We start from the raw sequence: 16,760 nt of genomic DNA on the forward strand, positions 1-16,760 counted from the left end.
ATATGTTATCGGGTAAAATCGAAGGAATGTTATGTTTTTTGTAAAATAAATGAATATATTTCTCGATATAATTTATTTTTAAGAATAAACTATTACATGTTTGTGACACTTATGAACCAAAAAAAAGAGGCATTTATTCGCCTCTTTATTTTTTAAGATATAGTGCTTTTAGTGCAGTCTGCAGTTGAAGATCATTTTTTTCATAGGATTTCACTTCATCCACCATTTTGTTCATCATTTTCGCTGTCTTCAGATCAATTACACCTGATTTGTTGAGATTGTATGTGCTTTGGAAGGCTAATACCGCCTTTTTCGTTTCTTCATCAAAGTAGCCGTCTACTCTGCCGGGGTCGAATGACAAGCCCTTTAATAGCGTCTGTGCTTGTCTCACTTCTTCATTGTTCATATCAAGCTGAAGTGGTTCTTTCAGCTGAAGCGGTCCTACAGTAAAGTAATCTGGCTGATGAATCGCAATCGTCGGTACGACACCTTTTTTGTGAATCCAATTTCCTTTTGGCGTGAGCCATTTATACAGCGTTAATTTAATGTTACTGCCGTCACCCATTGGAACCGCCTGCTGCACAGTGCCTTTCCCAAAGGAGACATCACCGACGACTTCATATTTTCCGGCTTCTTTCATAGCACCAGCGAGTATTTCAGAAGCGGATGCACTGCCTTTATCAATTAAGACATTAACTGGGTAAGGCTTCTGTTCTTTCCGCTTTGAAAAATAGCGTTTCCTGTCGCCGTTCCGTTCTGCAATTTGAATATAAGGCTGATCTTTTGTAATAAAATGTTTCAAAATGTCTTCTACACTTTGCAGATAGCCGCCAGGGTTTCCTCTCACATCAAGCACAAGACCTTCTATGCCCTTTTTCTCGAGCTGTTTCAGGCTTGATGTGAAATCCTTCGCAGTATCTTCTGAAAAGCTTGAGATCGCGATATAGCCTGTTTTATGACCATTTACCTCTTTCACAGAGGAAGTCACGGTTTCAAGTGGGATTTCTTCTCGTTTGATATGGAATGTTAACTCTTTTTCAATCCCATTTCGTCTGATTTTCAGAGCGACGGATGTTCCTTTTTTCCCTCTTATTTTCAGTACAGCATCGTTTAAGCTTTTTTCTTTCATCGACTCACCATCAATGCTGATGATTTCATCTTTCGGCTTTAGACCTGCTTTTGCTGCAGGGGATTTTTTAAAAGCAGAGACGATAATGATTTTTCCTTCATCCATCCCCACCTCTGCCCCAATTCCCTCAAAAGAAGAATCAAGCGAATCAGAAAATTGCTTGGCGGTTTGCTTGTCCATGTATACTGAATACGGATCATTTAAAGTTGAAAGCATTCCTTGAATGGCGCCTTCAAGCAGCTTTTGGCGATCCACTTCCTCTACATATTCATTCGAAATAAGGTCATAGGCTTTCTCAATTTTCTCCATCCCATTCTCTTTCGCCTTATCACTTGATTGAGCTTGTCCAGCCATTGCAGCAGCTGCTTGCGGTGACTCCGCATGAGTTCCCTCTTTATGCGTCATCACCCCTGCACTGATTAATAGAACGACACTTGCCATAATAGATGCGATTTGTTTTTTCATATTTGGCCTCCTTCTTCAACTCTTCCTGATGACCTGAGTTATTATATGCCAGAAGAAGGGATTTCATGTAATGACATTCTGCCGCGAAGGCTTGACTAATTATTTTATTAGGTGTAATTTTTATTTTGTTATGATCGAGAAGGAGTCTTCGCTATGTATATTATATTGACGATGCTATTATTAGGAATTTTATTAGGATTTGTAGGAGCAGGCGGTGCTGGTTTTGTCATCGCATTGCTTACGTTAATTTTTGATATCCCTATCCATACCGCACTTGGGACATCTTTAGCCGCAATGGCATTTACGACGTTATCAGGTGCATACAGCCACTACAGGGAAGGGAATATTCAGCTGAAATCTGGTTTGATTGTCGGAGCTTTGGCTTGTGTGGCTTCCTTTGCAGGAGCTAAGATTGCTCCTTTTATTCCAGAAGGAAATCTGCACTATTTAACAGCTGGCATGCTCTTTTTATCCGCTGTGTTTATGATGATCAAATTATTTGTTCTGAAGGAAGAAGCTGAGCAGCAGCCGCTTTCTTCACGTCAGCTGCTCATAAGGGGTATTATTTTAGGACTTGTATCCGGATTGCTATCAGGTATGTTTGGTATCGGGTCCGCACCATTTATCCAAGTAGGACTTTTGATTTTACTGAGACTTTCCATTCGACAGGCAGTTGGCACTACGATGCTTGTCATTATTCCAATTTCCATCGGTGGTGGAATTGGATATATTACAGAGGGCTATGTTGATTTTATCTTGCTCATTCAAATTTTAATCGGAACAGTATTAGGCGCATATATTGGCGCAAAATTTACACGCCTTGCACCGAAGCTTTTATTGAAATCGGCTGTACTGTTAACACCTATTATTGCCGGTTTACTGCTGTTATTTTAATTTTATTTAGAATAAGAAAAGCCGATAACGTGATGTTATCGGCTTTTTGATTAGCGAATATATTGCGCTGGATTGACTGCATTTGATTTTGCGCCATTCCATAATCCTTTATGAATTTCAAAATGGAGATGCTGACCATGTGACTGGCCTGTATTACCCATATATCCAAGGAATTGTCCTTGCTCGACTCTCTGCCCTGTGGACACACTTCTTGTAGATAGGTGGGCATATACCGTTTGATAGGTCTGTCCATTGATATTATGCGTAATGAATATCACATTCCCGTAGCTCGATGAGTAGCTTGAGTTCGTGACTGTTCCAGATGCAGCTGCGACGACAGATACTGTGCCTTTTGCTGCAATATCTAATCCGAAGTGGTTTCCGCCAGAACGTCCGCCAAAGCCAGATGAGAATCGGCCAGCAGCTGGTTTAATAAAGCCTGAGCTGCTTGCTGGTGTATCAGATATTTGATCTGAACCGCCACTTTGAGGTGTAGGTGCACTTTTTTCAGCAGCTGCTTGTTCTGCTTTCTTAGCTTCTTCCTTTTGGCGGCGTGCTTCCTCAGACTTCACAGCCGCTTTTTGGTTCGCTAAAATTTCTTGTTCATTTTCAAGTTTGCCTAATTCATCATGGGCATGGTTCTTTTTATCTGTTACATTCCCTAAGATTTTTTCTTTTTCTTTTTGCTGTTTAGACAAATCCTTTTTCAACTCTTCTAGCTCTTTCAGAGATGTTTCAAGTCCACTTAGCTGATTATTTAGCTCTGCTTCTTTTTGCTCCACCAGCTTTAAATCATTTTCATGTTCTGTAATCATGTCTTTGTCTGCTTCGACAATGGTTGTAACAGCTCCAACACGACCGACAAAATCACTAAAGCTGCGAGCACCCAGCAGCACATCTAAATAGTTGATCGTACCGCCGCTTTTTTGCATCGAACGAATTCGATCTTTGAAAATAGCTTTTCTTTTTTCAATTCGATCATTGATGACTTGAATGTCTTTTTTTAGTTTCTTGATCTCTTGCTTCGTTTGTTTGACTTCTTTTTCTTTTTCTGCGACTTTTTCAGTTGCAGCACTTACCTTGTGGTCAATCTTTTCAATTTCTTTTTTGAGCTTGGATTCTTTCTTTTCAAGCTTAGCCAGCTCTGATTTCTTTTTCTTCAAAGTTGATTCAGTCTTTGATGTTTTCTCTTCGATTTGTTGACGTTTTTGATCTAGGTCTTCGTATGCGAATGCACGATTCTCGTTCCCTGGAATATATAGCCACGTTGTTCCAATAAACGCTGCCATTCCAGCCATCATCAGCTTTCTTTTCAAAACGATATTCCCCTCCTATGACAACTGCCTGCATGAAGAGTCGACCGGATGAATCGGTTCAACCGGTCACACCTTCTATCAAACTCTCGAGTGCTGCCATCAAAAATAGATTTATACTTTTAAGAATTTACGGATGGACGTCAAGCTTCCCCATACACCAATGATTGCACCGATCAAAAGAAGGACCAGTGAAACTTGATAGACAAACGGGTTATATGGAAGCATGGAAATAAATGAGCCTTGTACTCTCGGTGCCACCCAGCCCACTGCATATTGATATGTGCCAAGCAGTAGAGCAATCGGTATAATGGAACCAAATACACCAAGCAGTAATCCTTCAATGAAGAATGGCCAGCGGATAAACCAGTTCGTTGCACCTACGAGCTTCATAATCTCGATTTCTTTACGTCTAGCAAAAATCGTAATTTTGATCGTATTAGAGATCAAGAACATGGCTGTAAATAAAAGCCCAATAATGAGCGCAATCCCTACATTCCGCGCCACTCCAACCACATTAAAGAGTCGGCTGACTTCTTCTTTTCCGTAGGTTACTTTATACGTACCTTTTAGGTTTTCTAATTTCTTCGCTACTTTTGGTGTATCGTGTGGATCTGATGTTTTCACAATAAACGCATCGTTTAATGGGTTTTCTTGATCAACAAGTCCCATGGATTGTCCATTTTCACCAAAGCTTTTAATCAGCGCTTTTAGTTCGTCATCTTTAGATGAGTACTTGACATCACTGATTTCAGGAATCTTATCAATTTCTGCTTTTAATTCATCCTGCTGCTTTTGATTCGCCGTTAATTCGATTAACACTTTTACTTCTACTTCTTTTTCAGCGTTCGATGCCATGTTGTTCAAGTTGAGCATAATCACAAGAAAAACCCCAACTAAAATCAATGTGACAGTGACCGCACTAATTGATGCAAATGTCATCCACGTGTTTCTTCCAAGTGAACGGAAGCTCTCACGTAAATGCCGCGAGAGAGTTTTAATCATAAATGCCGTACTCCCCTCTTGCTTCGTCACGCACAATCATTCCATCTTCGATTGCGATGACGCGTTTCTTCATGCTGTTTACAATCTCTTTGTTATGTGTCGCCATGACGACTGTTGTTCCTCGGTTATTAATCTCTTCGAGTGTCTTCATGATTTCCCAAGATGTGTCTGGATCAAGGTTTCCTGTCGGCTCGTCTGCAATGACTACCTCAGGACTATTCACGATCGAACGAGCGATAGATACACGCTGCTGCTCACCGCCAGACAGCTGGTCAGGAAATTGTCGTGCTTTGTGCTTGAGCTGTACCAAATCAAGTACATCCAGCACTTTTTTCTTAATGATATGAGGCTGTTCCCCAATGACTTCAAGAGCAAATGCCACGTTCTCAAACACTGTGAGGGTTGGAAGCAGTTTGAAATCTTGGAATACTACGCCAATTTCTCTTCTTAAGTAAGGGATTTCTTTTTCCTTAATCGAGCCTAAATCTTTGCTATTAATTAAGATTTTCCCTTTGGTTGGCTTCTCTTCACGATACATCATTTTGATGAAAGTGGATTTACCAGCACCACTGGGACCAACAACATACACAAACTCTCCTGGGTGGATAGAGACATTGATTCCATTGATCGCCTTTACACCGTTAGAATAGATCTTGTAGACTTCCTTCATTTCAATCATGTAATCACCTAATCTTTTCTTATTGCTGACTAACAGCTTATCATGATGTTTTGACACTTATCGTCAAAAAACGTTATGTATGGTCACGCACATACCCTTCGATACGTACAAGCAATTTATGTCCTTTTCATCCAAAAAGATGAAAAAATTGAATCGTCTAAATTTCAACAACTCCAATTATACGTCATGAATCGACGCAATGGTATTACATTTATATTTCAAAACTTATCGTTAAAAGGTAAAAACAACATTTAAAACCGAAAAACATGTCTTTTTACCCTTATTTTTTAAATAAAACTTAATATAATACGTTTTCATACTATCCAAAAGTCTTTTTCTACATATAAAAACAAAAAAACCTTGTCGATTAGACAAAGGTTTCATTTTTTCTCTGCAAGCCATTTTGCTACTTCTTTTGCTTGCTTCTCATCTACCATTCCGCTTGGCATAGAGCCTTTACCATTCTGTGCAATATCTGCAATTTGGCTTTCATTATATTTCTTTCCTACTTCTTTAAGGCTTGGTCCGCCTCCGCCAGATAGGTCTTTCCCATGACAGCCAATACAGTTTTGCTGATAAATTTCCTCACCACTGCTCACAGTTGAAGCACTTTTGCTGCCTTCTTTGTCACTGTCACTGCTGCTTGAATTTCCTCCACAAGCCGCAAGAACAAGAATCATCGCTGCAAACAGCATCATTAATCCGCTCTTTTGCATCAATTTCCCTCCCTTACAATCATTTGGTCAACGCTATTATATCCTTGTTTACGCCCTTTTAAAACCCTCACCAAGCACCTCTTTTGCATCCATTACGATGACAAATGCTGATGCATCGATTGCTTTCACCACTTGTTTCAACTTTGTGAATTGTGACTGTCCAACGACACACATTAGAATTGGACGGTCATGATCGGTATATCCTCCAACTGCTGAGATTTTTGTGACACCACGGTCAATTTGATCAAAAACTGCCTGTCTGACTTCATCCTCATGCCCTGTAATGATCATCGCCATTTTCGAATGACTGAAGCCGGCCTGTACGACATCAATCGTTTTACTTGAAATAAACACACCAATGACAGCGTACAGTCCCTCTTCAATCCCAAAAACAGTCATCGCAGCCAGAACGATTAGGCCATCCATCATTGCTAAACAGGTACCAAGCGTGAGGCCTGTATATTTATTGATGATTTTGGCAGCGAGCGCCGTTCCACCTGTTGACCCATTTCCAAGGAACACGAGCCCTATGCCGATCCCAATCACCACTCCGCCAAAAATAGCTGCTAAGAGTGCTTCATGTGTCACAGGTGCAATATGCCTTGTGACAAACACCATCAAAGGTAAGAAAATAGAGCCAACGAGCGTTTTCACGCCAAATGTACCGCCTAATAAATAAAAGCCAGCGATAAACAGCGGAATGTTGAGCCCCCACTGCACATATGCCGCCTCAAAGCCGAATGACTGCATAATCGTACTAATCCCGCTCACACCACCTGCGGCAATCTGATTCGGTAATAATAACGTATTAAATCCAATCGCCACAATGGCTGATCCAATTAAAATGAACAAGTAATTCTTTGCTTCAATCCATAATTGTGAATGTCCCTGCTTCATGTCTGTCTTCCTCCGTTACTTCTGAATGCACACCTATTTTAAGCCCTCCAATTATGAATGTAAATAACAGCCAAATGCAGTGCTAATGGATTAACACTTTATCACACAAACGGATCAGCGTGCTTGCCGTTTGGCATAGGAGCAAATGATGGTATATTTAATATGTACATGAGAAAGAAGGGACATGCGATGAAGAAAATACTGAAGATCACAGGCATTACATTACTTGCACTGATCATTTTGGCTTTTGGTGCTTTCTATACATGGAGCCGCTTTACATACGGACCATCTGCCGCTTTAAAAAAGCAAGTGAACATCGAGCAAGTGGAACATAAAAACGACGTATATACATTTGCATCAACTAAAAGCGATACGGGCATCATTCTCTATCCAGGAGCAAAGGTAGAACCACTTTCGTACGCCTATATTGGGAATGAATTGATGAAAAAAGGCTATTCTGTCTTTATCCCTGACATGCCATTTTCGTTTGCGATTTTTAATACAAATAAAGCACAAGATATCATAAAAGATCATCAAAGGATCAAACACTGGTATATTGGCGGTCATTCACTAGGCGGAACAGCCGCCGCTATGTTTGCAGAAAAAAACCAGCGCCAGCTCGACGGTCTTTTTTTCCTTGCGTCTTATCCAGCATCAGATGAGCTGAAATCATCCTCCTTGAACGTCCTCTCTATATCAGGTGAAAAGGATGGACTTGCGACACAAGAGAAAATCAAGCAATCGAAAACAAATTTGCCGTCTCAAACCGTTTATCATGAAATAAAAGGCGGGAACCATGCTCAGTTTGGCATGTATGGTAAACAAAAAGGTGATCAGCCAGCGGACATTCAAGCCCTCACACAGCAAAAGGATATCGTTCAGACGATGCTTGGATGGCTAAAACCAGCAAAAAAGCTCCATAAAGAAGACAAAGGGCTAAAATAAAGATCATTTTAACCCTTTGTCAACAATCTAAAGCTTCCGTAATAGGGGCATTTCATTTTCACTTTTTCGTCGCTTCTAAAAACTCTTCAGCGTCTGCTACAGCGAGGCTAATGGCTTCCTCCCAAAAGTCTTTTTGGGTAAGATCGACACCTAAGTGCTTAAAGGCCAAATCTTCTACTGACATTGAAGCTGTATCCTTTAGTAATGCAATGTACTTTTCTTCAAACGAAGTACCAGCCTGCAAGGCCTTTGCATAAATTCCTAGTGAGAACATGTAGCCGAATGTGTACGGGAAATTATAAAACGGTACACCCGTGATATGGAAATGTAGCTTAGACGCCCAGAAATGCGGATGGTATTCATCTAGTGAGTCACCAAAGGCTTCTTTCTGCGCTTCTACCATCAGCTCATTCAACCGATCCGCCGGCACTTCTCCTTGTTTACGCTCTTCATAAAAACGCTGTTCAAATAAGAAACGAGATTGAATGTTCATGAAAAATGCTACACTCCGCTGCAGCTTATCCTCTAACAAGCTGAGGCGCTCCTCTTCATTTGCCGCTTCTTTCAATGAAGCATCAGCCACAATCATTTCTGCGAATGTCGACGCCGTTTCAGCTACATTCATCGCATATTTGCGATTAAGAATGCGAACATCCTGCATCACTTCTTGATGGAACGAATGACCAAGCTCATGCGCAAGTGTCGCCACATTGGATGGACTTCCTGAGAAGGTCATAAAAATGCGGGACTCTCCGCTGTCAGGGAAATTTGTACAAAAACCGCCTACTCGTTTGTTCGGGCGATCCTCCGCTTCTACCCAACGCTCATTAAAGGCCTTTTCTGTAAAAGCAGCAAGCTCTTCTCCAAATCCAGCGAAATGCTTCACAATAAAAGCAGCTGCTTCCTGATACGGATAGATCTTGGTCTCACTGCCAATAGGAGCCCCAACATCAAACCAGCTTAGCTTATTCACTCCAAGCATGTCAGCCTTTCGATGTAAATAATCAATGAATGGCTGCTTATGTTCATCAATCACAGACCACATGGCATCAAGGGTTTCTTGTTTCATCCGGCAAATATCAAGCGGCTCTTTTAAGATATGATCCCAGCCTCTTGCTTCATATACTTGCAAACGAAAACCTGCCAAATGATTGAGCGTGCTTGCAAATAGATGTTCGTCCTGCGTCCATGCATGCTCTAGGTTATGATAAACAGCCTTTCTGACTTCACGGTCTGAATCATCCATCGCATTTTCCGCTTGGCCGACAGAGATCATCTGCGTTTCACCATGTTGTTCAAATGGAATCGTAATCTTATTCACTAAGCTAGAATAAAGCTCATCCCATGCATGGTAGCCATCTACGGCTAGCTTTTGAATCAATGTTTCTTGTTCAACAGGCAATTGATCCTTCACGCGTTCTCTGCGTTCATTTAATATGTAACGAACATCTGAAAAGGCCTCTGAATTCATGAGATCCTCCCATTTTCCAGGAGAGATGGCAGCAAGCGCCTGATCAAACAGCGCAAGAATGGTACCTAAATCAGCTTCCAGCTTAGCAATCGTACCTCGAAGACTGCCAGCCTTCATATCCTTTGTATTTTGAGATTGAAGACAGGAAACAAATGAACCTGCTTGAGACAGTTTTTTATATGTGGTTTCATACGTGTCAAGGACAGACGTTAATTTGCTTTCAATGTGTGTATCTTCTTTTGAAAAGGCATCGACCTTTTGTCGTAATTCATCTAATAGCTGCTGAATGTGTTGCAAGTATGTTTTAAATTCTGGTGAAGCGCTGCCTCCTTTAAAAAAGGCATCTAAATCCCACGTCTCTTGTAATGTTGTTAATCCCAAAATATTTCCCCCTTTATTTGCTAATTTCATCATACAAAGGATATAGAGTCAGTATGGCGTATGTATTCCTTTATATTCATTATATTTTCTCACAATAAAAAAAACCCGGCAAGAAGCCGAGTTTTTATGATAATTTCGAACGTAAGTAAGCATCGATAAATGAATCTAAATCTCCATCCATGACCGCTTGAACATTTCCCATCTCCGTATTGGTTCGATGGTCTTTCACAAGAGAATACGGATGGAATACATAAGAGCGAATTTGGCTTCCCCAGCCAATTTCTTTCTGCTCTCCTCTAATTTCATCCAATTCAGCCTGCTGTTCTTCGATCCGTCTTTGATAAAGTTTCGATTTCAGCATTTTCATCGCACGTTCTCTGTTTTTGATTTGTGATCTTTCTGTTTGGCATGTCACCACGACATTGGTTGGAATGTGTGTGATACGAACGGCAGAGTCAGTCGTATTGACGTGCTGTCCACCTGCACCGCTTGCTCGATACGTATCTACTTTGATATCTTCTGTTCGAATATCAATATCGATTTCTTCATTGAACTCAGGCATGACATCACAGGAAACGAAAGAAGTATGTCTACGGCCAGATGAATCAAAAGGAGAAATACGAACCAAACGATGGACCCCTTTTTCTGCCTTTAAGTATCCATATGCGTTATGCCCTTTGATGAGCAATGTCACAGACTTAATTCCTGCTTCATCACCAGGAAGGTAATCTAACGTTTCAACCTTAAAGCCTCTGCGCTCTGCCCAGCGAGTATACATTCTCAGAAGCATAGAACCCCAGTCCTGTGATTCAGTACCGCCTGCGCCTGGGTGAAGCTCAAGGATGGCATTGTTTTTATCATATGGTTCACTTAAGAGAAGCTGCAGTTCAAAGTCGTTAAATTGCTTAGTTAAGTTCTTCAGCTCTTTCTCAAGCTCTACATGAAGCTCCTCGTCATAATCTTCCTTTAACAGGTCATGTGTCATTTGCAGCTCTTCATGAGATTCACTGAGCTCATGGTATGAATTCACATTATCCTTTAGTGCATTGGCTTCATTGATGACGCCTTGTGCCTTTTGCTGATCATTCCAAAAATCAGCCTCTGACATGGTCGCTTCGAGTTCTGCAATTTTGGCTTCTTTTGTTTCGAGGTCAAAGAGACCCCCTAAAATCAGCTAGCCTGCTAGCCATATTTTCAAGCTCTTGTCTAATTTCTACTAATTCCATATCCTTCACCTCATAGATGTAGGGCTGACATGAATAGAAAGAGGTTTTCACCTCTTTCCATTACTTATTCTGTCTTCCCATGACAATTTTTATATTTCTTGCCGCTTCCGCAGTGACATGGTGAGTTTCGACCAATGTCTACGACTTTACGTACCGGCTTCTTTTTGACTGTCTTCTCCTCATCACCCTCTTGAGGCTGATGTGCTGTTGTTTGACCTTGAACGACTTCTTCACGTTCTAAGTTGTTTTGGATTTCTGATTTCAAAACATATTTGGCCACATCATCTTCGATTGAAGCGACCATGTGCTCAAACATCGCAAATCCTTCCATTTGATACTCACGAAGCGGATTTGTTTGTGCATACGCACGTAAATGAATCCCTTGACGCAGTTGATCCATTGCATCGATATGATCCATCCACTTTGAATCCACCGCACGAAGAACGATGACTTTTTCAAATTCTCGCATTTGTTCGTCGCCATATGTTTCTTCTTTTGCATCGTATTTTTCTTTAATACGATCCATAATGAAGGAGGTGATTTCATCTGCTTCTTTACCGTAAATATCCTTGACCGAAATGGCTCCTTCATCTAAATAGTTCGTGTTGATTAATTCAACAAGACCATCTAGTTTCCACTCTTCTGGAAGCTCTTCTTTCGGCGTATAAGAACCAACAGCGCGCTCAATTGAAGACTGAATCATATTGATCACAATCGATTTTAAGTTATCAGAATCAATGACTTCAAAGCGCTGCTTGTAAATCACTTCACGCTGCTGACGAAGCACATCGTCATATTGCAGAAGCTGTTTACGGGAATCAAAGTTGTTCCCCTCAACGCGTTTTTGAGATGATTCAACGGCTTTAGACACCATTTTACTTTGGATAGGCGTAGTGTCATCCATGCCAAAGCGGTCAAGCATGGCCATCGTACGCTCTGCACCAAATCGGCGCATCAATTCATCTTCCATGGAGAGATAGAATTGGGTAATCCCTGGGTCTCCTTGACGACCAGAACGTCCACGCAGCTGGTTATCAATACGTCGTGATTCATGACGCTCTGTCCCAATTACAGCTAGACCGCCAAGCTCTTTGACGCCTTCGCCAAGCTTGATGTCCGTACCACGTCCTGCCATGTTGGTCGCAATGGTGACGGCACCCTTTTGACCAGCCTCTTCAATAATTTGTGCCTCACGCTCATGGTTTTTCGCATTTAACACTTGATGAGGAATCCCTTTATTTTTAAGCAGCTTAGAAATAAGCTCAGACGTCTCAACCGCTACTGTTCCGACAAGCACTGGCTGCCCTGTCATATAGCGCTGCGCAACATCTTCAGCCACTGCTTTAAATTTACCTTCCATTGTGCGGTAAATTAAATCAGGTCTGTCATCACGAACCACTGGTTGATTGGTCGGGATTGTCACAACCTGCATGTTGTAAATGTTACGGAATTCTTCTTCTTCCGTTTTCGCTGTACCCGTCATACCAGAAAGCTTTTCATACATGCGGAAGTAGTTCTGGAATGTAATCGTTGCAAGGGTCATACTTTCGTTCTGCACTTCGAGACCTTCTTTTGCCTCAATGGCTTGATGCAGACCTTCACTATAACGGCGTCCTTTCATTAGACGTCCTGTGAACGAGTCAACAATAACGACTTGACCTTCTTCAACGACATAATCCACATCTTTTTGCATCGCAACATGTGCCTTTAGCGCCTGGGCGATGTGATGGTTCAGTGCGACATGTTTGACATCAAATAAGTTTTCGATGCCGAATGCTTTTTCCGCCTTCGTCATTCCACTTTCTGTCAGCTGTACACTTTTTGTTTTAATATCGTATGTGAAATCATCTTCTATTTTTAATGTACGAACAAATGCATTGGCTTGTACGTAAAGCTTTGTAGATTTCGCAGCTTGTCCAGAAATAATAAGAGGTGTTCTCGCTTCATCAACTAAGATGGAGTCAACCTCATCAATCACGGCATAATGAAGCGGTCTTTGAACCATTTGCTCTTTGTAAAGCACCATGTTATCTCGTAAATAGTCAAAGCCAAGTTCATTGTTTGTAGAATACGTAATATCAGCAGCATATGCTTCTCTTTTTTCATCTTTGTCTAAGCTGTTTAAGTTTAAGCCAACCGTTAAGCCAAGAAACTCAAAAATCTTGCCCATTTCCTCTGCATCACGGCTTGCCAAATATTCGTTGACTGTCACAATGTGGACGCCTTTTCCAGAAAGAGCATTTAGATAAACAGGCATTGTTGAAGTCAACGTTTTACCTTCACCTGTTTTCATCTCAGAGATGTTGCCTTCATGAAGCGCGATCCCCCCCATGAGCTGCACCTTAAATGGGAACATTCCTGTCACGCGGCGTGATGCCTCGCGAACCGTTGCAAATGCTTCAACCAACAGGTCATCCACGGATTGTCCTTTTTCAAGTTTTTCTTTAAATTCGTTCGTTTTATTTCGTAAAGCCTCGTCAGATAATTTCTCAAAATCTTGAGCAAGAGCTTCAATTTCATTTGCTTTTTTTTCATATTTGCTGATCGTACGTTTCGTAGGATCAAACACTTTGTTTAAGATTCCAAGCATATAATAACGCTCCTCTATTTCATGCAATTTTTCGGCATGTCCAAAAGATTGACAGGTCCATATTTACCTGCATTTATCATACCATACCTTCCTTCATTTCCAAAGAATTTGCAATGATTTCACACAAAAAACCCGCCCCTCATGGAGGGAACGGGTTTACTTTTTTTAGGTTGTTTTTAGATCAGATTAAGCGTTCGGCTCAATCAGTCCATATTTTCCATCATTTCGGCGATAGACCACATTGGTCAAATTTGTCTCAGCATTTGTGAAGACGAAGAAACTATGACCTAACATGTTCATTTGAAGGATGGCCTCTTCGCTATCCATCGGTTTTAAATTGAAACGTTTTTGTCTGACGATTTCTGTTTCATCAATTTCTTCGTCATCTTGAACAGCTACGTCAGCCGTCCCATTTCCTCCAGCAAATAAGTGCTTTTTGGCACCTTGCTCGCGGAATTTACGGTTTACTTTTGTTTTGTGTTTTCGAATTTGACGTTCTAATTTACTGGCTGCTAGGTCTACTGCATTGTACATATCTTCATTATGCACCTCAGCTCGAAGTGCTAGATCAGTCATTGGAATGGTAACCTCAACTTTAGATTCTTGATCATTGTAAAACTTCAAGTTCACGTTGACTGAAGCATCTACGTCTGTCTCAAAATAACGCTCCAGCTTTCCAATTTTTTTCTCGACATGATCTCTTAGTGCAGGTGTTACGTCGATGTTTTCTCCTCTGACATTGTAATTCATGTAAAGAACGCCTCCTTTAAAATTAAGGATATGTAAACCTATTTCTACTTTTCCCTCCTTTTCTCCTGCTCAAACGTAAAAAAAATGTGAATTTTTATTGAAATTTGTCGAATTTTGCGGTGCATCAATTGTTAATTGATAGGTGATGAATATATATTCGGCTCATTCTTGAAAAAGACCAGCGCACATTTAAATGGTGAAAGATGATATTGATGTTTTCAGCGATTGAGATAAGGTTTTTAAATCCTCCGCCGCTGCTTTCATTTCTTCATTTGCTGCCAATGATTCTTCTACAGCCGCAGACATGTACTCCGTCTCTTCTGAATTGCGTTTGGCTCCTTCTTCAATGACCCCAACCGTCTGAGATATTTCCTCTGTACTAGCTGAAATCTCCTCTGCAGTAGCTGAAAGTTCCTCTGCTTTCATCGAAATATCACGAATAGATTCCAGGATTTCATGAAAGCTCTGTTCTGACAATTGCGATACTTTCACACCTTCTGCTACATCCTGCTCAACCTTTGTCATCGAATGTGATGATTTTTCAGTATCTTTGTTCACGTTCGCGAGCAATTGACTAATTTGATCTGTCAGCTGACTAGATTCTTCCGCCAGTTTCCTCACTTCATCTGCTACCACCGCAAAGCCTCTCCCATGCTCTCCTGCTCTTGCCGCTTCAATAGCAGCATTTAAAGCAAGCAAATTCGTTTGATCAGCGATGGCATGGATATGACCTAACAAATCTTCAATGCCTGTAAACTGGGCTTGTACATGAGCCATTGTGGAATGGTGCTCGTTCACAGACGCTTTGATAGAGCTCATTTGTTTTACGAATTGCTGAATAAGCGCTGCACCCTCTTCAGCCTTTTCAGTCACTGAAATTGAGTGACCCGAAACATCGGATGTGTGTTCAGCTGCATTTTGCATACCAGTCGAGACTTCTTGAATGGCAGAAGCTACTTTTCCGACCGCGTTTGATTGTTCACGTGAAGCTTCACTGACCTGTTCAATCGAGCTAGATGTCTGCTCACTGGCCGATATGGTTTGATGAATCGTTTCCTCAAACTGAGCAGCAGAATCAGCTAATTGTCTTGATCCATGTTGCACCTGTAAAATGAGCTGACGCAAATGCTTTGTCATTTGATTAAAAGCAGTACCGAGTTGACCAATCTCATTTTTAGAGGTCACTTCAATCTCTTCAAGTGTAAGGTCTCCATCTGCCATCCTTCTCGCAGCATTTGTGACAGACACAATCGGCTTTGTCATACGATAAACGAATCTTGTCCCAATCAACAAAAAGCCAACAATAATGACCGCACTAACTAGAATGAGAGTAAATAGTAATTGATTACTGTCTTGGTTGAGCTGATTGATTTTTTGGTCACGTTGCTTCAACTGGGTTTGAGCAAATTCTTTTGTAAAGGTATGTATTTCTTGTTCGATAGGTTGTAATTCTTGATTGAGGCGTGTGTTAAATTCTTTTTGATTTTGCATATTCAATGAATTAAATAGTCGGTTCGTTGAGGTGTAGTAGAGATAATTCTTTTCTGAGATTTGATCTAATAGATTTTTTGCTTGTTTGACAGAGCTCATTTTTGTAGCTTCCGTTGTTTTTTTATTAATCTCTTCATATGTTTGCTCAATTTTCTGTAAATTTCCAGCATCTTGCACGACAACATATGTTTTAATTTGTGCTTCCTGTTTTTGCAAAAGCGCCTCTAATTCCAGTGAGGTTTGATAAAGCTTTACTTCTTTGCTAAGAAGCGTCTTATAGGATTGATCTGTTTTGTAATAGATAAAGCTTGAGAACCCTAAAATACTAACAAACAATATACATATGACAATAAGCCCAAATAAAAATTGATTTTTTAGTCTCATAATTTCCTCCGAAAGTCTGAATTGAACAAAAATTAATGAATGACATACGGCCTCATACAGGCATGTATTTCATCCATCCACTTTCTATATTCAGGTATAAAATATGCTTTAAGGAATGATTGGAAGTGTATTGAAGGGAATGTATAGAAAGCTAGTATATCAAAACTTAAAAAAATTTGATCAAACGAACGAATCGTTTTGGCAAAGTGCTCATTTTCTATAATTGAAAGCAGAAGGGGATGTGTTGTCTCTAAATGAAAGAAGGCATGGATCAGATCATTAAAGATCCGATCCCCTTCTGTTTTAGCAAAATCCTTCTCAATTTCATCTAAATATTTTAGACTCTCTTCTATCGTAAATAGAAGTTCATAATATGTGGTTAATAAAATATAGTCATCTGAACGATACGCCACAGGTCTCACCT

The 16,760-nt window shown here is 40.6% G+C and carries 14 protein-coding genes; 2 read left to right on the top strand and 12 right to left on the bottom strand.

Translation table 11 applies throughout. From position 1 onward, the window contains the following. Positions 1 to 145: 145 nt before the first annotated feature. Positions 146 to 1,594 carry a S41 family peptidase gene (locus tag NSS78_RS16755; protein ID WP_212045582.1) on the bottom strand — a complete coding sequence of 483 codons (1,449 nt, stop codon included), beginning with the start codon at positions 1,592 to 1,594 and terminating at the stop codon, positions 146 to 148. Between the two features lie 153 nt (positions 1,595 to 1,747). Between NSS78_RS16755 and NSS78_RS16760 the strand changes: the two genes are divergently transcribed. Next, on the top strand, positions 1,748 to 2,488 hold the full coding sequence (locus NSS78_RS16760) for a sulfite exporter TauE/SafE family protein (RefSeq protein WP_003213751.1): 741 nt from the start codon (positions 1,748 to 1,750) through the stop codon (positions 2,486 to 2,488). 50 nt (positions 2,489 to 2,538) lie between these two features. Here NSS78_RS16760 and NSS78_RS16765 read toward each other — a convergent pair whose 3' ends face one another. From NSS78_RS16765 to NSS78_RS16785, 5 genes are all read right to left on the bottom strand, one after another. Further along, the gene (locus NSS78_RS16765) at positions 2,539 to 3,804 is read right to left on the bottom strand and encodes a M23 family metallopeptidase (RefSeq protein ID WP_050944327.1); all 1,266 of its coding nucleotides are present in this window, start codon (positions 3,802 to 3,804) and stop codon (positions 2,539 to 2,541) included. A gap of 111 nt (positions 3,805 to 3,915) precedes the next feature. Continuing rightward, on the bottom strand, positions 3,916 to 4,806 hold the full coding sequence (ftsX, locus tag NSS78_RS16770) for a permease-like cell division protein FtsX (RefSeq protein ID WP_034620145.1): 891 nt from the start codon (positions 4,804 to 4,806) through the stop codon (positions 3,916 to 3,918). Next, a complete protein-coding gene (gene ftsE / locus NSS78_RS16775; protein ID WP_003213646.1) occupies positions 4,799 to 5,485 on the bottom strand; it encodes a cell division ATP-binding protein FtsE in 687 nt (228 codons plus the stop codon). The genes ftsX and ftsE overlap by 8 nt, the downstream gene beginning before the upstream one ends. 380 nt (positions 5,486 to 5,865) lie before the next feature. Next, on the bottom strand, positions 5,866 to 6,201 hold the full coding sequence (cccB, locus tag NSS78_RS16780; protein ID WP_003212771.1) for a cytochrome c551: 336 nt from the start codon (positions 6,199 to 6,201) through the stop codon (positions 5,866 to 5,868). A 48-nt stretch (positions 6,202 to 6,249) separates the two neighbouring features. Beyond that, on the bottom strand, positions 6,250 to 7,098 hold the full coding sequence (locus tag NSS78_RS16785) for a YitT family protein (RefSeq protein ID WP_003212797.1): 849 nt from the start codon (positions 7,096 to 7,098) through the stop codon (positions 6,250 to 6,252). A gap of 189 nt (positions 7,099 to 7,287) precedes the next feature. Here NSS78_RS16785 and NSS78_RS16790 point away from each other — a divergent pair, with 189 nt between their 5' ends. Then, the gene (locus NSS78_RS16790; protein WP_212045583.1) at positions 7,288 to 8,043 is read left to right on the top strand and encodes an alpha/beta family hydrolase; all 756 of its coding nucleotides are present in this window, start codon (positions 7,288 to 7,290) and stop codon (positions 8,041 to 8,043) included. Positions 8,044 to 8,101: 58 nt separating this feature from the next. On the opposite strand, the gene NSS78_RS16795 is transcribed toward NSS78_RS16790, so the two are convergent. The 6 genes from NSS78_RS16795 to NSS78_RS16820 form a co-directional block, all read right to left on the bottom strand. Then, the gene (locus NSS78_RS16795) at positions 8,102 to 9,895 is read right to left on the bottom strand and encodes a M3 family oligoendopeptidase (protein WP_212045584.1); all 1,794 of its coding nucleotides are present in this window, start codon (positions 9,893 to 9,895) and stop codon (positions 8,102 to 8,104) included. Between the two features lie 124 nt (positions 9,896 to 10,019). Beyond that, positions 10,020 to 11,121, bottom strand: a protein-coding gene (gene prfB, locus NSS78_RS16800) for a peptide chain release factor 2 (RefSeq protein WP_106030063.1) whose coding sequence is annotated in 2 segments (ribosomal slippage) — positions 10,020 to 11,048 and positions 11,050 to 11,121 — 1,101 coding nt in all. Because the reading frame shifts where the segments join, the coding sequence is not laid out codon by codon here. 64 nt (positions 11,122 to 11,185) lie between these two features. Then, positions 11,186 to 13,711: a preprotein translocase subunit SecA gene (gene secA / locus NSS78_RS16805; protein ID WP_106030064.1), complete on the bottom strand. Its 2,526-nt coding sequence runs from the start codon at positions 13,709 to 13,711 to the stop codon at positions 11,186 to 11,188. A 186-nt stretch (positions 13,712 to 13,897) separates the two neighbouring features. Then, the gene (gene raiA / locus NSS78_RS16810; RefSeq protein WP_003213481.1) at positions 13,898 to 14,461 is read right to left on the bottom strand and encodes a ribosome-associated translation inhibitor RaiA; all 564 of its coding nucleotides are present in this window, start codon (positions 14,459 to 14,461) and stop codon (positions 13,898 to 13,900) included. A 189-nt stretch (positions 14,462 to 14,650) separates the two neighbouring features. Next, positions 14,651 to 16,336 (bottom strand): methyl-accepting chemotaxis protein, encoded by a 1,686-nt coding sequence (locus tag NSS78_RS16815; RefSeq protein WP_212045585.1) that lies wholly within the window; start codon positions 16,334 to 16,336, stop codon positions 14,651 to 14,653. Positions 16,337 to 16,368: 32 nt separating this feature from the next. Next, the gene (locus NSS78_RS16820) at positions 16,369 to 16,749 is read right to left on the bottom strand and encodes a hypothetical protein (RefSeq protein ID WP_003213093.1); all 381 of its coding nucleotides are present in this window, start codon (positions 16,747 to 16,749) and stop codon (positions 16,369 to 16,371) included. Positions 16,750 to 16,760 lie beyond the last annotated feature (11 nt).

Origin of the sequence: Bacillus sp. FSL W8-0920 (assembly GCF_038593215.1) — a bacterium.
Taxonomy (GTDB): Bacteria; Bacillota; Bacilli; order Bacillales; family Bacillaceae; genus Bacillus; species Bacillus pumilus.

What these genes read in the sequence shown, in the direction of transcription:
- ftsE (WP_003213646.1), bottom strand. Translation starts at nt 5,485, where the DNA reads ATGATTGAAATGAAGGAAGTCTACAAGATCTATTCTAACGGTGTAAAG.
- NSS78_RS16785 (WP_003212797.1), bottom strand. Translation starts at nt 7,098, where the DNA reads ATGAAGCAGGGACATTCACAATTATGGATTGAAGCAAAGAATTACTTG.
- secA (WP_106030064.1), bottom strand. Translation starts at nt 13,711, where the DNA reads ATGCTTGGAATCTTAAACAAAGTGTTTGATCCTACGAAACGTACGATC.
- NSS78_RS16760 (WP_003213751.1), top strand. Translation starts at nt 1,748, where the DNA reads ATGTATATTATATTGACGATGCTATTATTAGGAATTTTATTAGGATTT.
- NSS78_RS16790 (WP_212045583.1), top strand. Translation starts at nt 7,288, where the DNA reads ATGAAGAAAATACTGAAGATCACAGGCATTACATTACTTGCACTGATC.
- NSS78_RS16755 (WP_212045582.1), bottom strand. Translation starts at nt 1,594, where the DNA reads ATGAAAAAACAAATCGCATCTATTATGGCAAGTGTCGTTCTATTAATC.
- raiA (WP_003213481.1), bottom strand. Translation starts at nt 14,461, where the DNA reads ATGAATTACAATGTCAGAGGAGAAAACATCGACGTAACACCTGCACTA.
- NSS78_RS16815 (WP_212045585.1), bottom strand. Translation starts at nt 16,336, where the DNA reads ATGAGACTAAAAAATCAATTTTTATTTGGGCTTATTGTCATATGTATA.
- cccB (WP_003212771.1), bottom strand. Translation starts at nt 6,201, where the DNA reads ATGCAAAAGAGCGGATTAATGATGCTGTTTGCAGCGATGATTCTTGTT.
- ftsX (WP_034620145.1), bottom strand. Translation starts at nt 4,806, where the DNA reads ATGATTAAAACTCTCTCGCGGCATTTACGTGAGAGCTTCCGTTCACTT.